Genomic DNA, 18,681 nt, shown 5'->3' on the forward strand with positions numbered 1-18,681 from the left:
CGGAGCGAATGTTCACGCACCCGACCCCGGCTGTCAACGGCCTCGCGTCATCGAAATGTGACCGGCGCTACCTCTTCCCATCCTCGTGAACTCGTGGTTACAGTCCTGTAAGCGCTCACAGTTTCCCCCGATCCCGATGGGCGCGCACCGGCCGAAGCCGCAGCGTCGCAGCAGGTGAACGGTGTTCCAGTGGTCCGCAAGACGACCGATTTCAGGTGTTAGCGCTTGCGGACCATCCGCCAACTGGAGGTTCTTCGATGGGTGCACGACCAAGGCGCGCTCTGCTCGCCACAACTCTGCTCGGCTCACTGGTGGCCGTGTCCGCGTGCGGCGGCGGGACCGCCGATTCCGCGTCGGGGGACGTCACGCTGATCGTCAAGACGTTCAGCCAGTTCGGCTACGACGAGCTGTACAAGGAGTACGAGGCGAGCCATCCGGGCATCAAGATCAAGGAGGAGAACATCGGCAAGCTCGGCGACTACACGCCGAAGCTGCAGCAGTGGCTCGCCACCGGCAAGGGCGCCGGCGACGTCGTGGCGATCGAGGAGGGCATCCTCTCGCAGTTCATGGCGAAGCCCGACCAGTTCGTGAACCTGCTCGACCACGGCGCCAAGGACGTCTCGGGCAACTTCCTGCCGTGGAAGTGGCAGCAGGCGTCCACATCGGACGGCAGCAAGGTCATCGGGCTCGGCACGGACGTCGGCGCGCAGGGCATGTGCTACCGCAAGGACCTGTTCGAGGCCGCCGGGCTCCCGACCGACCGCGACGAGGTCGGCAAGCTCTGGCCCACCTGGGACAGGTACCTGGAGACCGGCAAGACGTTCAAGGCGAAGAAGCCCGACGTCGGTTTCTACGACTCGACCGGCAGCGTCTACCTGAACATGCTGATGCAGTCCGGCGACCACACGTACTACGACGCCACGAACAAGCTCGTCATCGACTCGAACGCCGCGGTCAAGCAGACGTGGAACGCCTCGATCGACATGGTGAAGGCCGGTCTGTCGGCCAACATCGAGCAGTGGAGCCCGCAGTGGAACGCCGGCTTCAAGAACGGCACCTTCGCCACGATCCCCTGCCCGTCCTGGATGCTCGGCACGATCGAGAAGCAGGCCGGCCCGGAGAACAAGGGCAAGTGGGACGTCACCCGCGTGCCCGGCAACGGCGCGGTGCGCGGCGGCTCGTTCCTCGCGGTGCCGACGCAGAGCACGCACCAGAAGGAGGCCGCCGAGCTCGCGAAGTTCCTGACCAGCGCGAAGGGTCAGACCGCCGCGTTCAAGGCGAAGAACAACTTCCCGTCGTCCCCGCAGGCCATCGACGACCCGGTGGTTCAGGACTTCAAGAACCCGTACTTCAGCGACGCGCCCGTGGGCAAGATCTTCGGCGAGAGCGTCAAGGCCCTCAAGCCCGTCTACCTCGGCCCGGACAACAACGCCATCGGTGACCGCGTCGGCAACGCGCTGCTCGCCGTGGAGCAGGGCAAGCTCCAGCCCGACGAGGCCTGGGCCAAGGCCGTCGACGACGCCAAGCGCCTGGCCAAGTAACGACCTGGCGGCCGGGGCTGACGGAGATCGCCCCGGCCGCCGATCCCACCTCCTCAAGGACTCACGTTGGTGACTGATCTGCGGCCGAGGACGGCCACGAGCACCCCGGCCGGGAGCACACCTCCCGAGCGACCACGCACCCGGCTGCGGGACCGGATCTCGCGCGTCGAGGTGAGATGGTCCCCGTACCTGTTCATCGCGCCGTTCTTCGTGATCTTCGCGGTCTTCGGCCTGTTCCCGCTCGTCTACACGGCCTACGTGTCGCTGCACGACTGGACCATCACCGGCGCGGGCGCGTTCGTCGGCCTCGACAACTACGTCACGCTGTTCGGCGACCCGGACTTCTGGAACTCCGTCTACAACACCCTGGGCATGCTCGTGCTCGCCACCGTGCCGCAGCTGCTGATGGCGCTGGTGCTCGCGAGCCTGCTCAACCAGAAGCTGCGCGGGGTCACGTTCCTGCGCATGGGCGTGCTGCTGCCGATCGTCACGTCCGTCGCGGCCGTCGGCATCGTGTTCAGCCAGATCTTCGACCGCGACGCCGGCATGGTGAACGGCCTGCTGGGCCTCGTGAACATCGACGCGGTGGACTGGCGCGCCGACAAGTGGTCGTCGTGGAGCGCGATCGCCACGATGGTCAACTGGCGCTGGACCGGCTACAACGCGTTGATCTACCTCGCCGCCATGCAGGCCATCCCCCGCGACCTCTACGAGGCGGCCACTGTGGACGGTGCGGGCAAGATCCGGCAGTTCTGGAGCATCACCGTCCCGAACATCCGGCCCGCCATCGTCTTCACCGTCATCATGTCCACCATCGCGGGCATGCAGCTCTTCACCGAGCCGCTGATCTTCGGCCAGGGCAGCTTCGCCATCTCCGGCGGCAGCCTGCGCCAGTTCCAGACGGTCTCCATGTACATGTTCGAGAAGGCGTTCCGGGACTTCGACTACGGCTACGGCTCCGCCGTCGCGTGGATGATCTTCCTGCTGATCACCGTGCTCGGCGTCGTCAACTTCCTGATCACGCGGAGGTCCCGCTGATGCGCAAGACGCAGCCCCTCCTGTACGCCACACTCCTCTTCGGCATCTTCCTGTCGGCGTTCCCGCTCTACTGGCTCTTCGTCGTCGCGACCCGGTCCAACGACGTCGTCGGCGACTGGCCGCCACCGCTCGCGCCCGGCCCGAACTTCTGGGACAACATCGGCAGGCTCTTCGCCGCCGAGGACGCGAACTTCCTGCTGGGCATGTGGAACTCGCTGCTGACGTCGGTGGTCGTCACCGTGTCGGTCGTGTTCTTCTCGTCGCTGGCCGGTTTCGCGTTCGCCAAGCTGAAGTTCCGCGGCCGCAACGGACTGCTGCTCGTCATCCTCGCCACCATGATGATCCCCGTGCAGATGGGCATCATCCCGCTGTACATGATCATGGTCGAGCTGGGCTGGCAGAACCGGATGGAAGCCATCATCGTGCCCGCGCTCGTCTCCGCGTTCGGCGTGTTCCTGATGCGCCAGTACGCCGAGCAGGCCGTGCCCGACGAGCTGATCGAGGCCGCGCGCATCGACGGCTGCAGCACGTTCCGCATCTTCTGGTCGATCGTGCTGCCCGCGCTGCGCCCCGGCGCCGCGGTGCTCGCGCTGACCACGTTCATGGGCACCTGGAACGAGTTCCTCTGGCCGCTCGCGGTTCTCGAAGCCGACAACCCGACCGTGCAGTTCTCGCTGTCCCAGCTCTCCACCACCTACTACACCGACTACACGCTCATGTTCACCGGAGCGCTGGTCGCCACCGTTCCGCTGCTGCTCGTGTTCATCGCGTTCGGTCGCCAGATCATCGGCGGCATCATGGAAGGGGCGGTCAAGGCATGACGACGTTCGAACCGGGTTTCCTCTGGGGCGCGGCCACGTCCAGCTACCAGATCGAAGGAGCCGCAGGCGAGGACGGGCGCGGACCGTCCATCTGGGACACGTTCTGCGCGACCCCCGGCAAGGTCGACAACGGGGACACCGGCGAGGTGGCCGCCGACCACTACACCCGGTATCCCGAGGACGTCGGCATCATGCGGTCGCTGGGGCTCGGCGCCTACCGGTTCTCGATCGCCTGGCCGCGGATCCAGCCGCTCGGCTCCGGCGCGGTCAACCAGCGCGGCCTCGACTTCTACCGGCGGCTCGTGGACACGGTGCTGGACAACGGGATCCAGCCGTGGCCGACGCTCTACCACTGGGACCTGCCACAACCGCTGGAGGACGCCGGCGGGTGGCCCGAACGCGACACGGCGCTGCGGTTCGCCGAGTACGCGGGGATCGTGCACGACGCGCTGTCCGACCGCGTGACGCACTGGACGACGTTGAACGAGCCGTGGTGCTCCGCCTTCCTCGGCTACGCCACCGGACGGCACGCGCCCGGCCGCCAGGACCCGGCCGCCTCCATCCGAGCGACCCACCACCTGCTGCTGGGCCACGGCCTCGCGGCGCGCGAAATGCCCGGTTCACGGGTCGGCGTCACGCTGAACCTGTCCCACGTCACGCCCGGATCGTCGTCGGACGAGGACCTCGACGCGGCCCGCCGCATCGACGGCATGCAGAACAGGCTCTTCCTCGACCCGGTGCTGCTCGCCGAGTACCCGGACGACGTCGTGCGCGACCTGGAACCCGTCACGGACTTCGGTTTCGTGCAGGAGGACGACCTCAAGACCATCGCCGCGCCGATCGACTTCCTCGGCGTGAACTACTACTCCCCCATGCTCGTCGGCCACGGCACGCAGGCCCGGCCGTCCGCGTACGTCGGTTCGGAGCACGTCGAGCACCTCGACGGCGGCCGGGCGCGCACGTCCATCGGCTGGGAGATCGACGCCCGCGGCCTGCTCGACCTGCTGGTGCGGCTGGAGCACGACTACCCCGCGATCCCGTTGTACGTCACGGAGAACGGGGCCGCATTCGACGACGAGGTGCACGACTCCGGACGCGTGGCGTACCTGGACGGGCACGTGCGGGCGTGCGCGGAGGCCGTGTCGCGAGGGGTTCCTCTGAAGGGCTACTTCGCCTGGTCGCTGCTGGACAACTTCGAGTGGTCCTTCGGCTACGCCCAGCGGTTCGGCCTGGTGCACGTCGACTACGCCACCCAGCGCCGCACGCTCAAGGACAGCGCCCACTGGTACGCCGGCGTGATTCGGCAGGGCGGACTGTGAGCGCTTACAACGTTGATAGGCTCAGCCCATGAACACGCGACCGCCCACCCTGGAGGAGGTGGCGCAGCGTGCCGGTGTCTCGACGGGCACGGTGTCGCGCGTCATCAACAACGCCCGCCACGTCAGCGACAAGTCGCGCCGGGCGGTCGAGAAGGCCATCTCGGAGCTCGGGTACGTGCCGAACACCGCCGCCCGGTCGCTCGCCACCCAGCGGCGCGGCGCGGTCGTGCTCGCGATCTCCAGCGACGACCCGGCGTTGTTCGCGAACCTCTTCTTCGCCGAGGTGATCACCGGGGTCAACGCGGTGATCGAGGAGACCGACCTGCAGCTGATGCTGGTGCTGGCCGCCTCGGAACGCGGCCGCGCCCGGTTCGCGAACATCCTGCAGTCCCGCAGCGCCGACGGCGTGATGCTGCTGGCGCTCAAGGAGAACGACCCGCTGTCCAAGATGGCCGAGGAGAGCGGGCTGCCGACCGTGCACGGCGGCCGTTCCCTCGACCGCACGCCCCAGTGGTACGTCGACGCGGACAACCGGGGCGGCGCCCGCACGGCCGTGGAGCACCTGATCGCCTCCGGCCGCCGCAGCATCGCCACGATCACCGGTGAACTGGACACCCACGCGGGTCAGGCCCGGTACATGGGGTACCGCGAGGCCGTGGTGCTGGCCGGGCTGAGCGACCAACGGGTCGCGCACGGCGACTTCAGCGAGGCCAGCGGCGCGGCGGGGATGAAGCTCCTGCTGGACGACCACCCGGACCTGGACGCGGTGTTCGCCGCGTCCGACGCGATGGCACTCGGAGCGTTGGAAGTGTTGCGGGAGAACGGGAAGCGCGTCCCGGAGGAGGTGGCGGTCGTCGGGTTCAACGACGTCGTCACGGCCAGGAACACGCAACCCGCGCTCACCACGGTCCGGCAGCCGATCGAGGCGATGGGCCGGGAGATGACGCGGATGCTCGTGCGGTTGCTGAACGGCGAGCAGCCGACGTCGCTGATCCTGCCGACCGACCTCGTGCTGCGCGCCTCGACCTGAGCTACTTGGTGCCGAGGGGCAGCACGCGCGAGAGCGTGGGCACCGCGGCCACGGCGACGACGACGTGCATCAGGATCAGCGCGATCGAGTTCACGATCGAGGCGCCGCCCGCGAGGATGCCCAGGTCGGGGATCCACGAGGCCACCACGACAGCGGGCACCAGGATCCGCAGCACCTTCCGCGGGTTGCCCGCGAAGCGGCGCACGAGGTACCAGCCGAGCGTGCCGAGCAGGATCCCGATCACCGTGGCGGGCGCGTACTCGCCCACGGCCAGACCCATGCGTTCGGTGCCTTCGGGGATGAACTTGCCCGCGACCAGGGCGATCAGCGCGTTGACCGCGATCGAGACCACCGCCGCGCCGAGGAGGCCCACCACGACCTCGGCGGCGGTCGGCGCGAGAGCGGAGCGGGAGGGGAGGCTGGTGTCGGTCATGAGCCCTGTCCTTCGATAGGGTAATTGCAAGCGGTCACTTGCAATTACGGTAGCCAATCCGGTCTCATCAATGCAAGTGCCTACTTGCATTGATGCCGGATCGAGGAGGACGTGTGGCTGGTCGGGTGGCCGACGAGGCGGTGTTCGACGCGGTGCTGGCCGTGATCGCCGAGCAGGGGTACGAACGCGCGACCACCCGCGCGATCGCCGACGCCGCCGGCATCAACGAGGCGACGCTGTTCCGCCGTTTCACCTCGAAGGAGAACCTGCTGCGCCAGGCCGTGCGCAGCAACTTCGTCGGGTTCGCGCTCGACCTCGACGCACCGGGCGACGACGTGGCCGCCGACCTGCTCACCATCGTGAGCTACTACGCCCGGCTCTACGAGACGCGCGGCGGCGTCGTGCTCACGCTGATGCGGGAGGCGAAGTTCAGCCCGGAGGTGGCGGCGGTGCTCGCCGAGCCCGAGAGGCTGCTGGAGAAGGTGGACGAGGTGATCCTGCACCACCAGCGCCGCGGCGCCCTCGTCGTGGAACCGCCCCGGCACACGTTCTTCGCGCTGATAGGCCCGTTGATGATGCGGTCGTTCGCCCGGCGGGTCGACAGGCTGGCCACGCAGGCGCCGGCCGATCCCGGAGCGGTGGTGGAGCGGTTCCTGCGGGGGCACCAGCGGTAGTTTGCCGACCGATCGGACGGGTACCTGGTGCTCAACCAGTTCGACGGAAGGCGAAGGGTGGAACCAGGACCCCTGCTCTACGCCGGAGCGGGCCTGGCGACGCTCGCCGCGGCGCTCCTGCCCCGGTTGCTGTCCAAGGCGCCGATCTCGATGCCGATGGTGTTCCTCGGCGCGGGCGCGCTCACGTTCACGGTCGTCGACCTGCCCGCCCCGGATCCCGTCGCGCACAGCGGCCTGCTCCTGCACCTGACCGAGATCTGCGTGATCATCTCGCTGATGGGCGCGGGCCTCGCGCTGAACCGCCACGTCAGCCTGCACGGCTGGGGCAGCACGTGGCGGCTGCTCGCGATCACCATGCCGTTGTCGATGCTCGCCGTCGGCCTGCTCGGCTGGGGCGCGCTCGGCCTGAGCGTCGCGGCGTCCGTGCTGCTCGCGGCCGCCCTGGCGCCCACCGACCCGGTGCTCGCGAGCGAGGTCCAGGTCGCCGAACCCGCCGAGCACCCGGAGTCCGACGAGGACGAGGCGCGGTTCGCGCTCACCTCGGAGGCGGGCCTCAACGACGGGCTGGCGTTCCCGTTCACCTACGCCGCCATCGCGATCAGCGTCGCCGGCGTGGCGCCGTCCGGCTGGCTCGGGCACTGGCTCGCGGTCGACGTGCTGTGGCGACTGGCGTCCGCGCTCGCCATCGGCCTGCTGATCGGCTGGGCGCTGGGCAAGCTGTTCTTCTCGGCGCCGTCGGAGAAGTTCCGGCTGGCCGAGCACGCGGAGGGCTTCGTGGCGCTCGCGGCGACGTTCCTCGCCTACGGCGTCACCGAACTCGTCGAGGGGTACGGGTTCATCGCGGTCTTCGTGTGCGCGTGCGCGATCCGGTCGGGCGAACGCCGCCACGGCTACCACCGGGTCCTGCACCAGTACGTCGAGCAGATCGAACGCATGCTCACCGTGGTGATCGTGTTCCTGCTCGGCGGCGCCGCGGCCACCGGCCTGCTGTCCGGCGTCAGCTGGACGCAGATCCTCGTCGCCGCGGTGGTGCTGCTGGTCGTACGACCGCTGGCAGGCTGGATCGGCCTGCTCCGCGGCAACACCGGCCCGCGCGAACGCAAGGTCATCGCCTTCTTCGGCGTGCGTGGCGTCGGCTCGCTGTTCTACCTCGTCTACGCGCTGCAGCACGGCGAGTTCGCCGAGCAGACCGCGCTCTGGCAGATGGTCGGCCTCGTCGTGATCGGCTCGATCCTCCTGCACGGCCTCTCGGCGTCACCCGTCATGTGGCTGCTCGACCGCAAACGCGAGCAGAAGGCCGAGGCGCGCCACGACGACGCCTCGCACACCCACGTCTGACCGTCACCTGGCCGGCAGGAACGTCCGCACGTCGACCCGCGCCAGCCACCGCCGCCACCGCGGCACCGTCGACCGCATCCGGGCCCTGGCCTCCCGCACCGCCGCCCAGTACGCGTCCACGGCGGCCTGGTCCGGGTCGCCGGGCCCGAACACGTGGTCGTCCGCGTGCACGGCCAGCGAGTGCACCCCGAAGGGTGCCAGCAGATTCGCCTCCTGGCGCCGGGTCAGCCCCTTCGGCACCTTCGCGCCCAGGTCACGGGCGTGGTCCACCAGCTCACGCCACCCGGTGGCGAGCCTGGTCGCGGTGCTGCCCCGCGTTCTCCTGCGATGACGCCGCACGGCCTTGCCACCGACGATCAGCGCGATGACGGCGACGATCGGCGCCAGCACGGAGGCGACGTCGAGCAGCAGGTTCAGCAGCCAGGCCGGGATCCACGGCCCGCTGAGCTCGCCCGCACCCACACCCGACGCGTCGGTGCGGCTCGCGTCGACCAGTGAGCTGGGCATCTTCATCGTGTTCGGGGGCGGGACGACGGAGGCGTCGGTGTTCTCGATCTCCTGGGGCGGCTGGTGATCCGGCCTCTTGGAGCGGTCCGGCATGTACTCGGTGTTCGGGATGGCGGCCCAGGTGCCGTCCGCCAGGTGGATCTCCACCCACGCCTGGACGTTCTCGCCGCGCACCACACCACCGGCCGGGACGGCGCCGAGAACCACGCGGGCCGGCATGCCCAGTTCGTTGGACACCAGCGCGAACGCGGCGGCGTACTGCTCGTCGTTGCCCGCCGGGCGCTTGGCGTTGAAGAACGCCGTCAGCCTGGCGGCGCTGTGGCCGGGCAGGTACTCCGTCTCCCCCGGTCCGCCGTCGGTGTAGGCGCCGTTGTCGCGCAGGTAGGTGGCGGCCGCCCGCAGGCGTTCGGCCAGCGTGGTGGCGCCGCCGGTCCACTTGGAGATCTTGCTGCGCACGAACGCCAGGTCACCGGTGCGGACGGTCGGCGGGCCGAACGGCTGGGCGTCGTCCGGGATGCCCGGTGCGGCGAGAACTGTGCGCAGGGCGTAGGTGTCGCCCTCGCGGAGGCGGTCGGCGACGATGCCGGACGCCGTCGCCAGGTTGTAGCGGAGGTTCTCGGTGTGGCCGTCCTTCCGCTCGCCGGTGAACGCGATCTCCGTGGCGCGGCCCGCGGTCGGCAGCCACGCGCTCAGCTCGTCGGCGGTGGCGTAGGCGGCCTCGATCCTGATGGTCACATCCGCCGACGCGCCGGTGCTCGTGACCGGGATGCGCACACCGATGCGCTGGAAGTTGTTGCGCTGCAACGGGTCGACCGCACCGGCAGGGTCGTTGGTGGCGCCCCAGACCCGTCCGTCGTAACCGTCCAGCGTGGCAATGCGGACCCGTTCGCCCTCCGGGAGGCCCTGCACGGTGAACAGAGTCTGGTCCCACAGCTGGTTGGCGTCCTTGGTGTGCTTGCGGTAGCCGACCAGCGGGCTCGCGTAGGCGCCGACCTCGAACGGCGGCTCCACGTAGTTGCGCAGCACCAGGCGGTGCGCGCTGCCGGTACCCGGCAGGAGCGGTGCGGCCACGAACGCCAGTCCGGCCGCGACGCCCACCAGGGCGACGGCGGTGAGCGTTCTCCTGACACCACCCGCGCGCGATCCGGTGCGGTGCCGGGCAGCGCGCACCGAAAGCCAGCCCGTGCCGGCCGCCGCGAACACCGCGCCCAGCACACCCGCCGCCTCACCGGTGCCGAGCAGGATCACCGCGGCGAGCACGGCCAGCGGCGCGCCGATCGGGGCCGCGCTCAACGACACCCGGCGGGCCAGCGTGAAGCCGCCCGCTCCGCACAGCAGGCCGAGGATGTACGGCAGCACCAGCAGCGGACCGGTGCCGTCGACCGGCGGAAGCGTGGTGAGCAGCTGCTTCCAGCCGTGCACGCTGATGGACGCGAGACCGGCCAGGTTGTCCGGCGTCGGCACCGCCTTCATCGCGACGACACCGCCGAGCAGGAAGAACACCGCGACCGTCATGGCCGCGACGGCGATCATCGGGCGGCGCAGCGCCGACGCGACGTGACCGGCCAGCACGCCGAGCGCCAGCCCGATGCCCCCGACCAGCAGGAAGCCCCAGCCGGTGTAGGTGGTGCGGAACCCCAGCAGCGCCACGACGAACAGCGCGCTGAGGAAGGCGGCGTCGACGAGGTCGTCGCGGCGGGGCACGAGTCTGGTCACTGCAGGGTTCCTCCCGACAGCAGCGCGGGCAGGTCGCTCAGCTGCCGCAACGTGAGCACGGAGAACGCGGTGCTCGCCGCCCGTCTGGTGTGCGCGGACGGGTCCACCCGCAGCACGACCTTGCGCACCTCGGGCGGGAACGCGGCCGCCGCCACGCGAAGGTCCGCGTAGCTGTGCTTCGCGCTCGTGATCAGCACGACGAGGGTGGCGTCCGGCGCCGCGGCCACCGCACGGGTCGCGGCCTCGGCGAGCACAGGACCGCCCTGTTCGGCGCGGGCGAACACGTCCAGCACGTGCTGCGCTCTGCCGCGGCCGGAGACGTGCCCGGCCGCCACGACGGTCGTGTCGATCTCGTCCGCCGCCGCCCGCTTCACCACGGAAGCGCCCGCCGACAAGGCGGTTTCGAAGACCTGGTCGTCCGGAAAGGACTCACCGTCGACCACGACGACGAGGTGCGCCCGCCGCGTGTCGAGGTACTGTCGCACCAGGAAGCGTCCGTCCTGAGCGAGCTTCGCGGTGGAACGCCAGTGGATGTGGCGACGGTCGTCCCCCGGCGTGTACTCGCGCAGCGCGTGGAACGCCAGGTCGCTCATCGAGACGTCGTTGGTGGTGCAGCCTTCCAGGTCACGCAGCAAACCGGTGCCGAGCGCCTGCAGCGGCACGGTCAGCGGGTGCACGAACACCTCGACGACCTCGGTCATCGGCACCGTCCGCCGCAGCAGCCCGAGCGGGTCACCCCGGACCGTCGTGGCCGGTCCGACCGCGATTACGCCGCGACGAAGCCCGTTGATCTCGACGACCCGGCCGCGGTCGAACACCTCGACGCGGTCCTTGCCGATCGGCAGCTCGACCTCGGGCGCGAACAACGACCTCCGCCCGTGGTGCTCGACTTCCACGGCACACTGCGTGGAGTCATCGGGTTGCAGGCGGCGCTTGGTGATGTCGACGGCGACCCGCACCGAACCACTGCCCAGCGTCAGCGCGCTGGCCAGCACCAGCGACAGCACACCGGCGGCACCGAGCAGCACGAGCTCGTCCCATCCGAGAACGGCACCGAGACCCCATGCCACCACGGCGGCGACGGCGAGCAGCCGCCCGGACGGCGAGACCGTCTCCAGCCACATCTCAGACCCCTCGCCGGACGGGCGGCTCGATGTCCGCGAACAGCGAGTCGACCACCTTTTCCACCGTGGCACCGTCGAACTGCGCTTCCGGGTGCAGCAGGATCCGGTGCCCCAGCACGGGATGCGCGAGCTCCTGGACGTCGTCCGGCACCACGTGAGCCCGCCCCTGCGCCAACGCCCAGGTCTTGACGCAACGCACGTAGGCCAAACACCCGCGCACCGAAACCCCAAGCCGCACAGCAGGATGCGACCGCGACGCCTCCGCGATCCGGCTGACGTACGACAGCACGGCGGGGTCGACGTGCACCTGGTCGGCGAGCGCGGTCAGCTGCGACACGGCGTTCGCCGCGATGGCCGCGGGCACCGTCGCCGACCGGTCCCGCGTGGCCGCGTCCGCCAGCAACGCCACCGTCGCGTTGTGGTCCGGGTACCCGATGCTGGTCTTCATCAGGAACCTGTCCAGCTGCGCCTCGGGCAACCGGTAGGTGCCGGCCTGCTCGATCGGGTTCTGCGTCGCGATCACCATGAACGGCGACCCCACCGGGTGCGTCTCCCCGTCCACGGTGATCCGCCCCTCCTCCATCACTTCGAGGAGCGCCGACTGCGTCTTCGGCGACGCGCGGTTGATCTCGTCCGCGAGCACGATCGACCCGAAGATCGGCCCGGGGTGGAACCGGAACACCCCGCGCTGCTGGTCGTAGATCTGCACACCGGTGACGTCCGACGGCAACAGGTCCGGCGTGAACTGGATGCGGGTTCCCTTGCCCTGCACGGTGTTCGCGAGGGCCTTGGCCAGGGAGGTCTTGCCGGTGCCGGGGTAGTCCTCCAGCAGCAGGTGACCGTCGGAGAGCAGGCAGGTGAGGGCCAGACGGATCACGTGCTCCTTGCCGGAGATGGCGCGGGAGACGTTCAGCACCATCTGCTCGAAGGTCTGCGCGAACAGCTGGGCCTGTTGAGGCGTAACGGTCATGATGTTTCCTCCACTACCAGACCATTGATCCCTGGACACCGTTACAGGTGACATAGACCCGTTCACCTACGTATCCATAGAAGTTCCGTGTTTGACGGGTCTCATTCGGACCGAAGTTCTGGTTCACGAATCCGCCCGGCCCGTGCTGGCTGTCAAACGTGCAAGTCACGTTGCTTGTGAAATTGACGGTCTGCACGACGATGTACGCACACGACGTGTCAGTGCACGCGGGTGCGCATGCCGCGCCGCATCTCGCGCCCTTAGAAACGTTGACCACCGGCGGTGGTGGCGGTGTCGTCTGCTGCTGGGACTGGCTCAGCGTCGGCCGTCCCGCATCCGTCACCGTCACGGTGATCGTCGTCTGGGCCGAGTGGCCGACGTCCTGGCTGCCCGACCAGCTCCACCCGCCCACCCCGGTCGTGAACGACTGGTTGAACCCGCGGCTCGTGGTCACCTGGACGTTCGCGGGCTTGCCGTTCGGGTTCACCGACACTGAGAAGTTGACGACGGTGTTGTTCGTTGAGGTGTTCAACACGAGGTCGCGCATCGGCCCGTACGTCGTCACCCCGGCGGAAACCGCGCTGTTGCAGGGGTTTCCGGCGTACGCGCCGCCACCGCTGCCGTTGCACGTCTGCAGGCTGATGGTCACGGGCTGGCCGTTCGGCAGGCCGTTGACCGTCTGCGTCGCGCCTGCCTGGCCGCCGGTCGGGTAGGTCCAGGTGCCGCACGAGCCGCCGGACCACGTGCACGTCACGGTGTTCGACTTGCCGTGCGAGGCGGGGGCGTCGAACCGCAGGGTGGCCTGGCCGTCGGAACCCGTTGGGGTGGCGGTGAAACCGGTGATCGGGTCCGGGGTGGCGGTCGCCTCCATCTGGGCCGGGGCGCTGGCGGGTGAGGTGTGGCCGGCGGGTTCGGCTTCGGCCGCGGCGTTGGCGGCGACGACCGTGTAGCTGTAGATCGTGCCGTCGTTCTGCAAGCCGTCGTCGAGACACGTCGTGGCGGTCACCTTGGTGCACACCGTCTTGGTGCCGCCGCCCGTGCGGGTCAGCGTGTAGGTGGTCGGGCCGGGGCCGTTCGCGCCCACCGCGCCCCACGAGACCGTGACGGCACGGGTTTGCGCGTTCGCGGCGTTGGTGGCGGTGAACGACGGCGCCGCTGGGGCCTGTGGGGCGCCTGCCGACTGGCCCTGCACGGTGACGGCCGGGCCCGGGCCCTGCGAGTTGACCGCGATGATCGTGAACACGGTCTGCGCGTTGTTGTCGAGGCCGGACGCGGTCACGTTCGTCGCGCCGCCCGGTGCGGTCGTGCGGCCGCCGCCGGACCAGCTGATCTCGTGCCGCAGCACGGGGGTGCCCTCGTTCGGCGCCGCGGTCCAGCTCAACTGCAACGAGCCGTCGCGCGGGTTCGAGGTCGAGAGTCCCGACACGGCGCCGGGCACGGTGTTCGGCTGGGCACTCGCTGACGAACCGCTCGGCTTGCCCCAGCCGACGAGGTTGTGCGCGCGCACGGTGAACCTGTACTCCGTGCCGTTCGAGAGGCCCGTGATCGTGCACGGCGACGCGGAGCACGTCTGCTTGCCACCGCCGTAGTCGACCTCGTAGGAGTCGATCGGCGCGCCGTTGCCCGACGGCGTGCTCCACGACAGCTCGACGACCTTGCTCAGCACCGTGCGGCCCGGCACCGGAACGCCGGGCGCGTCCGGCACACCGAGCACGTTCAGCCTGATGCGGCCGGTGACCTTGCGGTCGTCACGAGCGGTGTCGGCCACGTCGGTCACGACGACGTTGAAGTCGATCGCGCCGTGCGCGTCCCCGTTCGGTGTGATGCTCACGGACGACCCGGAGTTCGTCGCGGTCGCCGCCGCACCGCCGGCCTGCGTCACGGAGACGACCGAGACCTTCGGGTCACGCAGCTGTGAGCGCACGTACGAGACGAGGTCGACCGTCGCGGTGTCGCCGGCCTTCACGCCGTCGAGCGTCACGGGCGACACGGTGGGCGGTGGGGCGGCCGCGACCTTGACCGCGAGCTTGCCCTTCGGCCCGTCGCCCGCGCCGACCTCGATCGTGCCGTTCGAACCGGGCTTCGCGCCGCCCGCCGCCGTGACGGTCAGGACGCGTTCGCCGGAACCCTCCAGGGACACGCCGTCGACCTGTTCGAGCCAGGTCGCGGTGTACCGGACGTCGCCGAGCTTGGAGCGGTCCGCGACCCACACGTGGCACACGGACGTGACGTCGACCTTCACCGGGAGGCCGCCCTCGACGACGGTCAGCGCGGACGCGGGGCAGCGCAGCACCGGGGTGTCCGGCCCGACCTGCACCGGCACGGTGATCAGCGCGAACTTGCCCTCCGGGTCGGTGAGGGAGTTGCCGTCGGTGACCTGGAACGTCACCGCGGCCGGTCCGGTGTAGCCGCCGCGCGCGGTCAGCACGAGCCCGGTGTCGCCCTCGTTGCGGGCCTCCAGCCCGGTCGCGGGCGCCGCGGTCACCTTGTCGACGGTCGTGAGCTTCGCCTGCTTGCCCGACGGCACGTCGACGTAGTCCTTGATCTGCACCGCGACCGACCCGTCGGCGGGCACGGTGATCAGCTTGTCCGGGATGGCGCGCGGGGCGCCGGTTCCCTTGGACGGCACGTGGATGAGGCCCGCGGCGGTGGCGCCGGAGCTGTCCTTGACCTCGTAGACGAGCGTGCGCGGGTGGTCGCCGACCGGCACGGTCGCCTTGCGGCCCGACACCTTCGCCTGGTCGTGGAAGACCTTGGTGACCTCCAGCCCGTCCGCGGACCCGTCCGGGTCGGCGATCGCGCCCGCGAGATCCACCTCGACCGTGCTGTCCTCCTTCTTCACCACGGGGAACAGCTCGCCCGCGACCGGCGGAATCGCGTAGTCGTCGCGGCTGCGCACGGTCAACGTCGCGATGGACGGCTGGCCCAGCCCGTTCGTGATGCCGTAGGTGATCACCAGCGGCTTGCCGGTCAGGTCGGGCGCGGTCAGCTCGATCCGGCCGTCCGTCGCCTTCACGTCACCGGGCAGCGACGGGTTGCGCGCGCTCAGCGGCTCGACGGTGACCGTGTCGCCGGGCGCCTGCACGTCGTTGGACAGCACGTTCACCGCGAGCCGCGCGCCGGGTGCGGCGGTGACGACGTCGTCCACGGCGACCGGCGGCTGCGGGTCGCCCGGCGGTACCACGGCGACGCGCACGAGCGACTCACCGTCGCGGCCGTAGGAGTCCGTGACCACGAACCCGAACGTGTCGGTGCCGTTGGACGTCGGAAAAGCTTCGTACGTCAGGGTTGTACTCGCAATGCCGACAACGCGGCCGAGCGCCGGCGCGGACGCGATGCCGGTGACCGCGACCGAGTCGCCGTCCGGGTCCGCGCCGCTCGACGGGACGGTGACCGTCACCCGGTCGCCCGCGACGACCCGCACCTCGACGGGTTCGGGTGCCGGCGGCTGGTTCGGGTTGGCCGGGGTCGGCGCCGGGTTCACCGTCACGTGCGCGTGGCCGACGGCCTGGTCGCCGTCCGGGTTCTGGGCCACATAAGAGATGTCGGCGACGAACGGGGTGTCGAGCTTGTCCGGCGCCACGTACCGCACGACGTCGCCGGAGACGTAGGCGCTGCCGACGTCCTGGCGGCCGTCCCGCGCGGTCACGGCCAGCCTGCCGTTGCCCGGCGCGCCCTGCACGTTGGACTGCAACGTGAGCGGCGCTCCGGCGGGCGAGATGTCGTTGTCCAGCACCGGGATCGTCGTCGAGTCACCGGCACGGGCGGCCGCGCGGTCGTCCTTCGGCACCGGGGTGTCGTCGGCCGGCGGCGGGAGCTGGGTGACGGTGACCTCGCCGGTGATCGGGCCGGTCACGCCGTCCGTCACGGTGTAGCGCACGACCTGCGGGTTGCGGTCCAGCGTCGGCGCGGTGGCGCTGATCCGCAGCCACCGTCCTTTCACGACGGCCACTTCCAGTTGTCCCGACACGCTTTCCGCGTGCTGCACGCCGAGCACCGAACCGGCCGGGCTGAAGTCGTTGGCCAGCACGTCGGTGACGACGGGTTCCTGGCCGCGCACGACGGCGTTGTCCGGCATCGCGACCGGCGGCAGCGGTGAGGCGGGCGCGGCGGCCACGTCGACGCGGATGGCACCCTTCGCGAACGGCGCGTTGCCGAACGCGGCGGTGTAGTCGAGCGGGTACGTGCCGGGTTTGGTGGCCGTCAGCGTCACCAGCCCGGTCTTGGTGTCGGTGGTGATCGACACGCCCGCGAGCGGTGCCACGTCGGCGGCGAGCCGCAGTTCGGCGGCCGGGTCGACGGGGTCCGCGCCGGGAAGGTCGTTCTCCAGCGGGCGGATGAGGACAGGGGCACCGACCTGGCCGCGGGCCACGTCCGGACGGGCGACGGGAGGCAGTGCGGCGGGAGCGGCCGGGTCGAGCACCCTCACGCGTTCCGCGCTGGCCACGGCCTCCGCGATGCCATCGGTGACCTTGTAGTCGATCGGCTGCTCGCCCGCGCCGACCGGTGCCGCGTACTCGACGAACCCGGTGTTCGTGGTGGTCGCGACGCCCGCCTTGGCGACCGCCTCGGTCAGCACGACGGGGTCGCCGTCGAAGTCGCGCCAGTCCGCGAGCACCGGCAGCGTCAACCGGCCACCCGACGCAACGGACCAATCGTGCGGCTCGGCGCCCTTGCGCACGGCCGGAGGTTCGTTCTGCGACTCGGTCCGCACCTGCACGGTGACCGCGGCCGTGGCGTTGAGGCCCTTGCCGTCGTCCACCGTGTACTTGAAGTGCGCGTCCTGCGCCTGTTCCGGCAGCGTCACCTCGACGGTCTGGCCGTCCGGCGCGATCGCGAGCCCGACGTCCTTGCGGTCGAGGTCGCTGACGGCCGTGACGGACAGGATGTTCCCGGCAGGGTCGGAGTCGTTGTCGAGCACGTGCAGCACCGTCGTGCGGCCGGGGCGGGCGCCCAGCGTGTCGTCGGTGGCTTTCGGCGGCTTGTCCTTCGCCGACTCGGTGGTGTTCTCGTTCTTGTCCTTGTCGCTGGGGTTCTGCTCGGGCGGCGGCTTCACCGACTGCCAGTCGTCGACCTTGCGCTGGCTGCTCAAGTCCCAGACCGCGCCGGTCGCGACGTCGTTCAGCACGATCGCCCTGCGGTTGACCCGGAACACGGGCTGCACCAACGCCTTCGCGTCCCGCAGGTTGCCGGCCGACGCCTTCTTGCCGTCGCACGAACGGAAGTAACCGCCGGACGCACCGGCCCACGCGCCGTGCACGCACTCGCCGAGCCGCACCGGTTCGGCCGGGGCGCCGTCCACGCCCTCGTTGAGCGTCTCCGCGCGGTCGTCGTTGAGCTGGAACGCCTTCATCTCGGTGTGCGACGCCACGACCACGCTCGCCGCTTCCGGTCCTGCCTGTTGCAGCACGGACTCGCGCCCCGCCTTCGCCGTGCGTCCGCCGGGCAGGAACAGGGTGCCGGACTCGGCGTCGAGCACCACGGTCTCGCCGCCCACCGCGGTGATCCTCGGTGCCTTCGGAGAGTTCGCGAGCTTGCCGTACGCGGGTTCGCCGAACCCGGACTCCGCCGTGCTGACCTTGACCGTGCGGCCGTTGGCGGACGCGACGTGCACCGCGCCGTCCAGCCCGACGGCGAGCGCGGCGGTGTCGGCCGCGTCGAGAGTCGCGAGCGGCGGCGTCTCCTGGCTCAGCTGGTCGAGCGCGCTCACGCCGACGTGGAGGTCGACGCGGATCGCCCACACCTTGCCCGCGGCGGGGTCGAGCACGGCGAGCGTGCCTCCGGCGAGCGCGACCTGACCACCGCTGGGCAACGCCAGCCCGCGATCGCCCAGCGTCACCGACCGCGCCACGTCGACCGGGTAGAGCTTGCCGCCCGCGCGGTCCCTGGCCACGACCGCGGCCGCGTCCTGCACGACGTCGAGCTGGTAGTTCTGCTGCGCGCCGCCGGGAGGGTTGAACGCCGCGTCGAGCGACCCGACCGGTTTGTTGAGCCTGCCGAACAACCCGTCGCGATCGCTGGTGACCCAGACCCCGCCGTCGTTGAGGTCGACCTGCCGCACCGGGTTGCCGGTGGACGTGAGCGCGTAGGCGACGAGAGAGGCGGCCGCGAGGACGAGCACCGTTCCGGACGCGATCGTGGTCCGGTGCTTCCTGAAGAATCCCACTGTT

12 protein-coding genes are annotated in these 18,681 nt (G+C 70.3%); 7 read left to right on the forward strand and 5 right to left on the reverse strand.

Going from position 1 to position 18,681, the window contains the following annotated elements:
* The first annotated feature begins 257 nt into the window (after positions 1 to 257).
* From ACFWN2_RS17120 to ACFWN2_RS17140, 5 genes are all read left to right on the forward strand, one after another.
* The gene (locus ACFWN2_RS17120) at positions 258 to 1,541 is read left to right on the forward strand and encodes an ABC transporter substrate-binding protein (protein WP_382428445.1); all 1,284 of its coding nucleotides are present in this window, start codon (positions 258 to 260) and stop codon (positions 1,539 to 1,541) included.
* 78 nt (positions 1,542 to 1,619) lie between these two features.
* On the forward strand, positions 1,620 to 2,579 hold the full coding sequence (locus tag ACFWN2_RS17125; protein WP_382428740.1) for a carbohydrate ABC transporter permease: 960 nt from the start codon (positions 1,620 to 1,622) through the stop codon (positions 2,577 to 2,579).
* Positions 2,579 to 3,400, forward strand: a complete 822-nt coding sequence (locus ACFWN2_RS17130) for a carbohydrate ABC transporter permease (RefSeq protein WP_382428446.1) — start codon at positions 2,579 to 2,581, stop codon at positions 3,398 to 3,400. Before ACFWN2_RS17125 ends, ACFWN2_RS17130 begins: the two co-directional genes overlap by 1 nt.
* Positions 3,397 to 4,719: a GH1 family beta-glucosidase gene (locus tag ACFWN2_RS17135; protein WP_382428447.1), complete on the forward strand. Its 1,323-nt coding sequence runs from the start codon at positions 3,397 to 3,399 to the stop codon at positions 4,717 to 4,719. The genes ACFWN2_RS17130 and ACFWN2_RS17135 overlap by 4 nt, the downstream gene beginning before the upstream one ends.
* Before the next feature lie 28 nt (positions 4,720 to 4,747).
* Positions 4,748 to 5,749 (forward strand): LacI family DNA-binding transcriptional regulator, encoded by a 1,002-nt coding sequence (locus ACFWN2_RS17140; protein WP_382428448.1) that lies wholly within the window; start codon positions 4,748 to 4,750, stop codon positions 5,747 to 5,749.
* Between the two features lies 1 nt (position 5,750).
* On the opposite strand, the gene ACFWN2_RS17145 is transcribed toward ACFWN2_RS17140, so the two are convergent.
* Positions 5,751 to 6,182, reverse strand: a complete 432-nt coding sequence (locus tag ACFWN2_RS17145; protein WP_382428449.1) for a DUF6069 family protein — start codon at positions 6,180 to 6,182, stop codon at positions 5,751 to 5,753.
* A 113-nt stretch (positions 6,183 to 6,295) separates the two neighbouring features.
* Here ACFWN2_RS17145 and ACFWN2_RS17150 point away from each other — a divergent pair, with 113 nt between their 5' ends.
* Entirely contained in the window at positions 6,296 to 6,856 is a 561-nt protein-coding gene (locus ACFWN2_RS17150) for a TetR/AcrR family transcriptional regulator (RefSeq protein WP_382428450.1), read from the forward strand.
* A gap of 57 nt (positions 6,857 to 6,913) precedes the next feature.
* A complete protein-coding gene (locus ACFWN2_RS17155; protein WP_382428451.1) occupies positions 6,914 to 8,194 on the forward strand; it encodes a cation:proton antiporter in 1,281 nt (426 codons plus the stop codon).
* Between the two features lie 3 nt (positions 8,195 to 8,197).
* Here the strand turns inward: ACFWN2_RS17155 and ACFWN2_RS17160 are convergent, their stop codons facing one another.
* From ACFWN2_RS17160 to ACFWN2_RS17175, 4 genes are read right to left on the reverse strand one after another with little or no spacing between them, the layout of a single operon-like run.
* A complete protein-coding gene (locus ACFWN2_RS17160; protein WP_382428452.1) occupies positions 8,198 to 10,417 on the reverse strand; it encodes a DUF3488 and transglutaminase-like domain-containing protein in 2,220 nt (739 codons plus the stop codon).
* Entirely contained in the window at positions 10,414 to 11,541 is a 1,128-nt protein-coding gene (locus tag ACFWN2_RS17165) for a DUF58 domain-containing protein (protein ID WP_382428453.1), read from the reverse strand. The genes ACFWN2_RS17160 and ACFWN2_RS17165 overlap by 4 nt, the downstream gene beginning before the upstream one ends.
* 1 nt (position 11,542) lies before the next feature.
* Entirely contained in the window at positions 11,543 to 12,511 is a 969-nt protein-coding gene (locus ACFWN2_RS17170) for an AAA family ATPase (protein WP_382428454.1), read from the reverse strand.
* A 13-nt stretch (positions 12,512 to 12,524) separates the two neighbouring features.
* Positions 12,525 to 18,677: an Ig-like domain-containing protein gene (locus ACFWN2_RS17175; protein ID WP_382428455.1), complete on the reverse strand. Its 6,153-nt coding sequence runs from the start codon at positions 18,675 to 18,677 to the stop codon at positions 12,525 to 12,527.
* Positions 18,678 to 18,681 lie beyond the last annotated feature (4 nt).

Source organism: Lentzea sp. NPDC058436, assembly GCF_042721515.1.
GTDB lineage: Bacteria > Actinomycetota > Actinomycetes > Mycobacteriales > Pseudonocardiaceae > Lentzea.

Excerpts from the sequence above, each read along its gene's own strand:
- ACFWN2_RS17165 (WP_382428453.1), bottom strand. The coding sequence starts at position 11,541 with ATGTGGCTGGAGACGGTCTCGCCGTCCGGGCGGCTGCTCGCCGTCGCC.
- ACFWN2_RS17170 (WP_382428454.1), bottom strand. The coding sequence starts at position 12,511 with ATGACCGTTACGCCTCAACAGGCCCAGCTGTTCGCGCAGACCTTCGAG.
- ACFWN2_RS17145 (WP_382428449.1), bottom strand. The coding sequence starts at position 6,182 with ATGACCGACACCAGCCTCCCCTCCCGCTCCGCTCTCGCGCCGACCGCC.
- ACFWN2_RS17130 (WP_382428446.1), top strand. The coding sequence starts at position 2,579 with ATGCGCAAGACGCAGCCCCTCCTGTACGCCACACTCCTCTTCGGCATC.
- ACFWN2_RS17120 (WP_382428445.1), top strand. The coding sequence starts at position 258 with ATGGGTGCACGACCAAGGCGCGCTCTGCTCGCCACAACTCTGCTCGGC.
- ACFWN2_RS17135 (WP_382428447.1), top strand. The coding sequence starts at position 3,397 with ATGACGACGTTCGAACCGGGTTTCCTCTGGGGCGCGGCCACGTCCAGC.
- ACFWN2_RS17140 (WP_382428448.1), top strand. The coding sequence starts at position 4,748 with ATGAACACGCGACCGCCCACCCTGGAGGAGGTGGCGCAGCGTGCCGGT.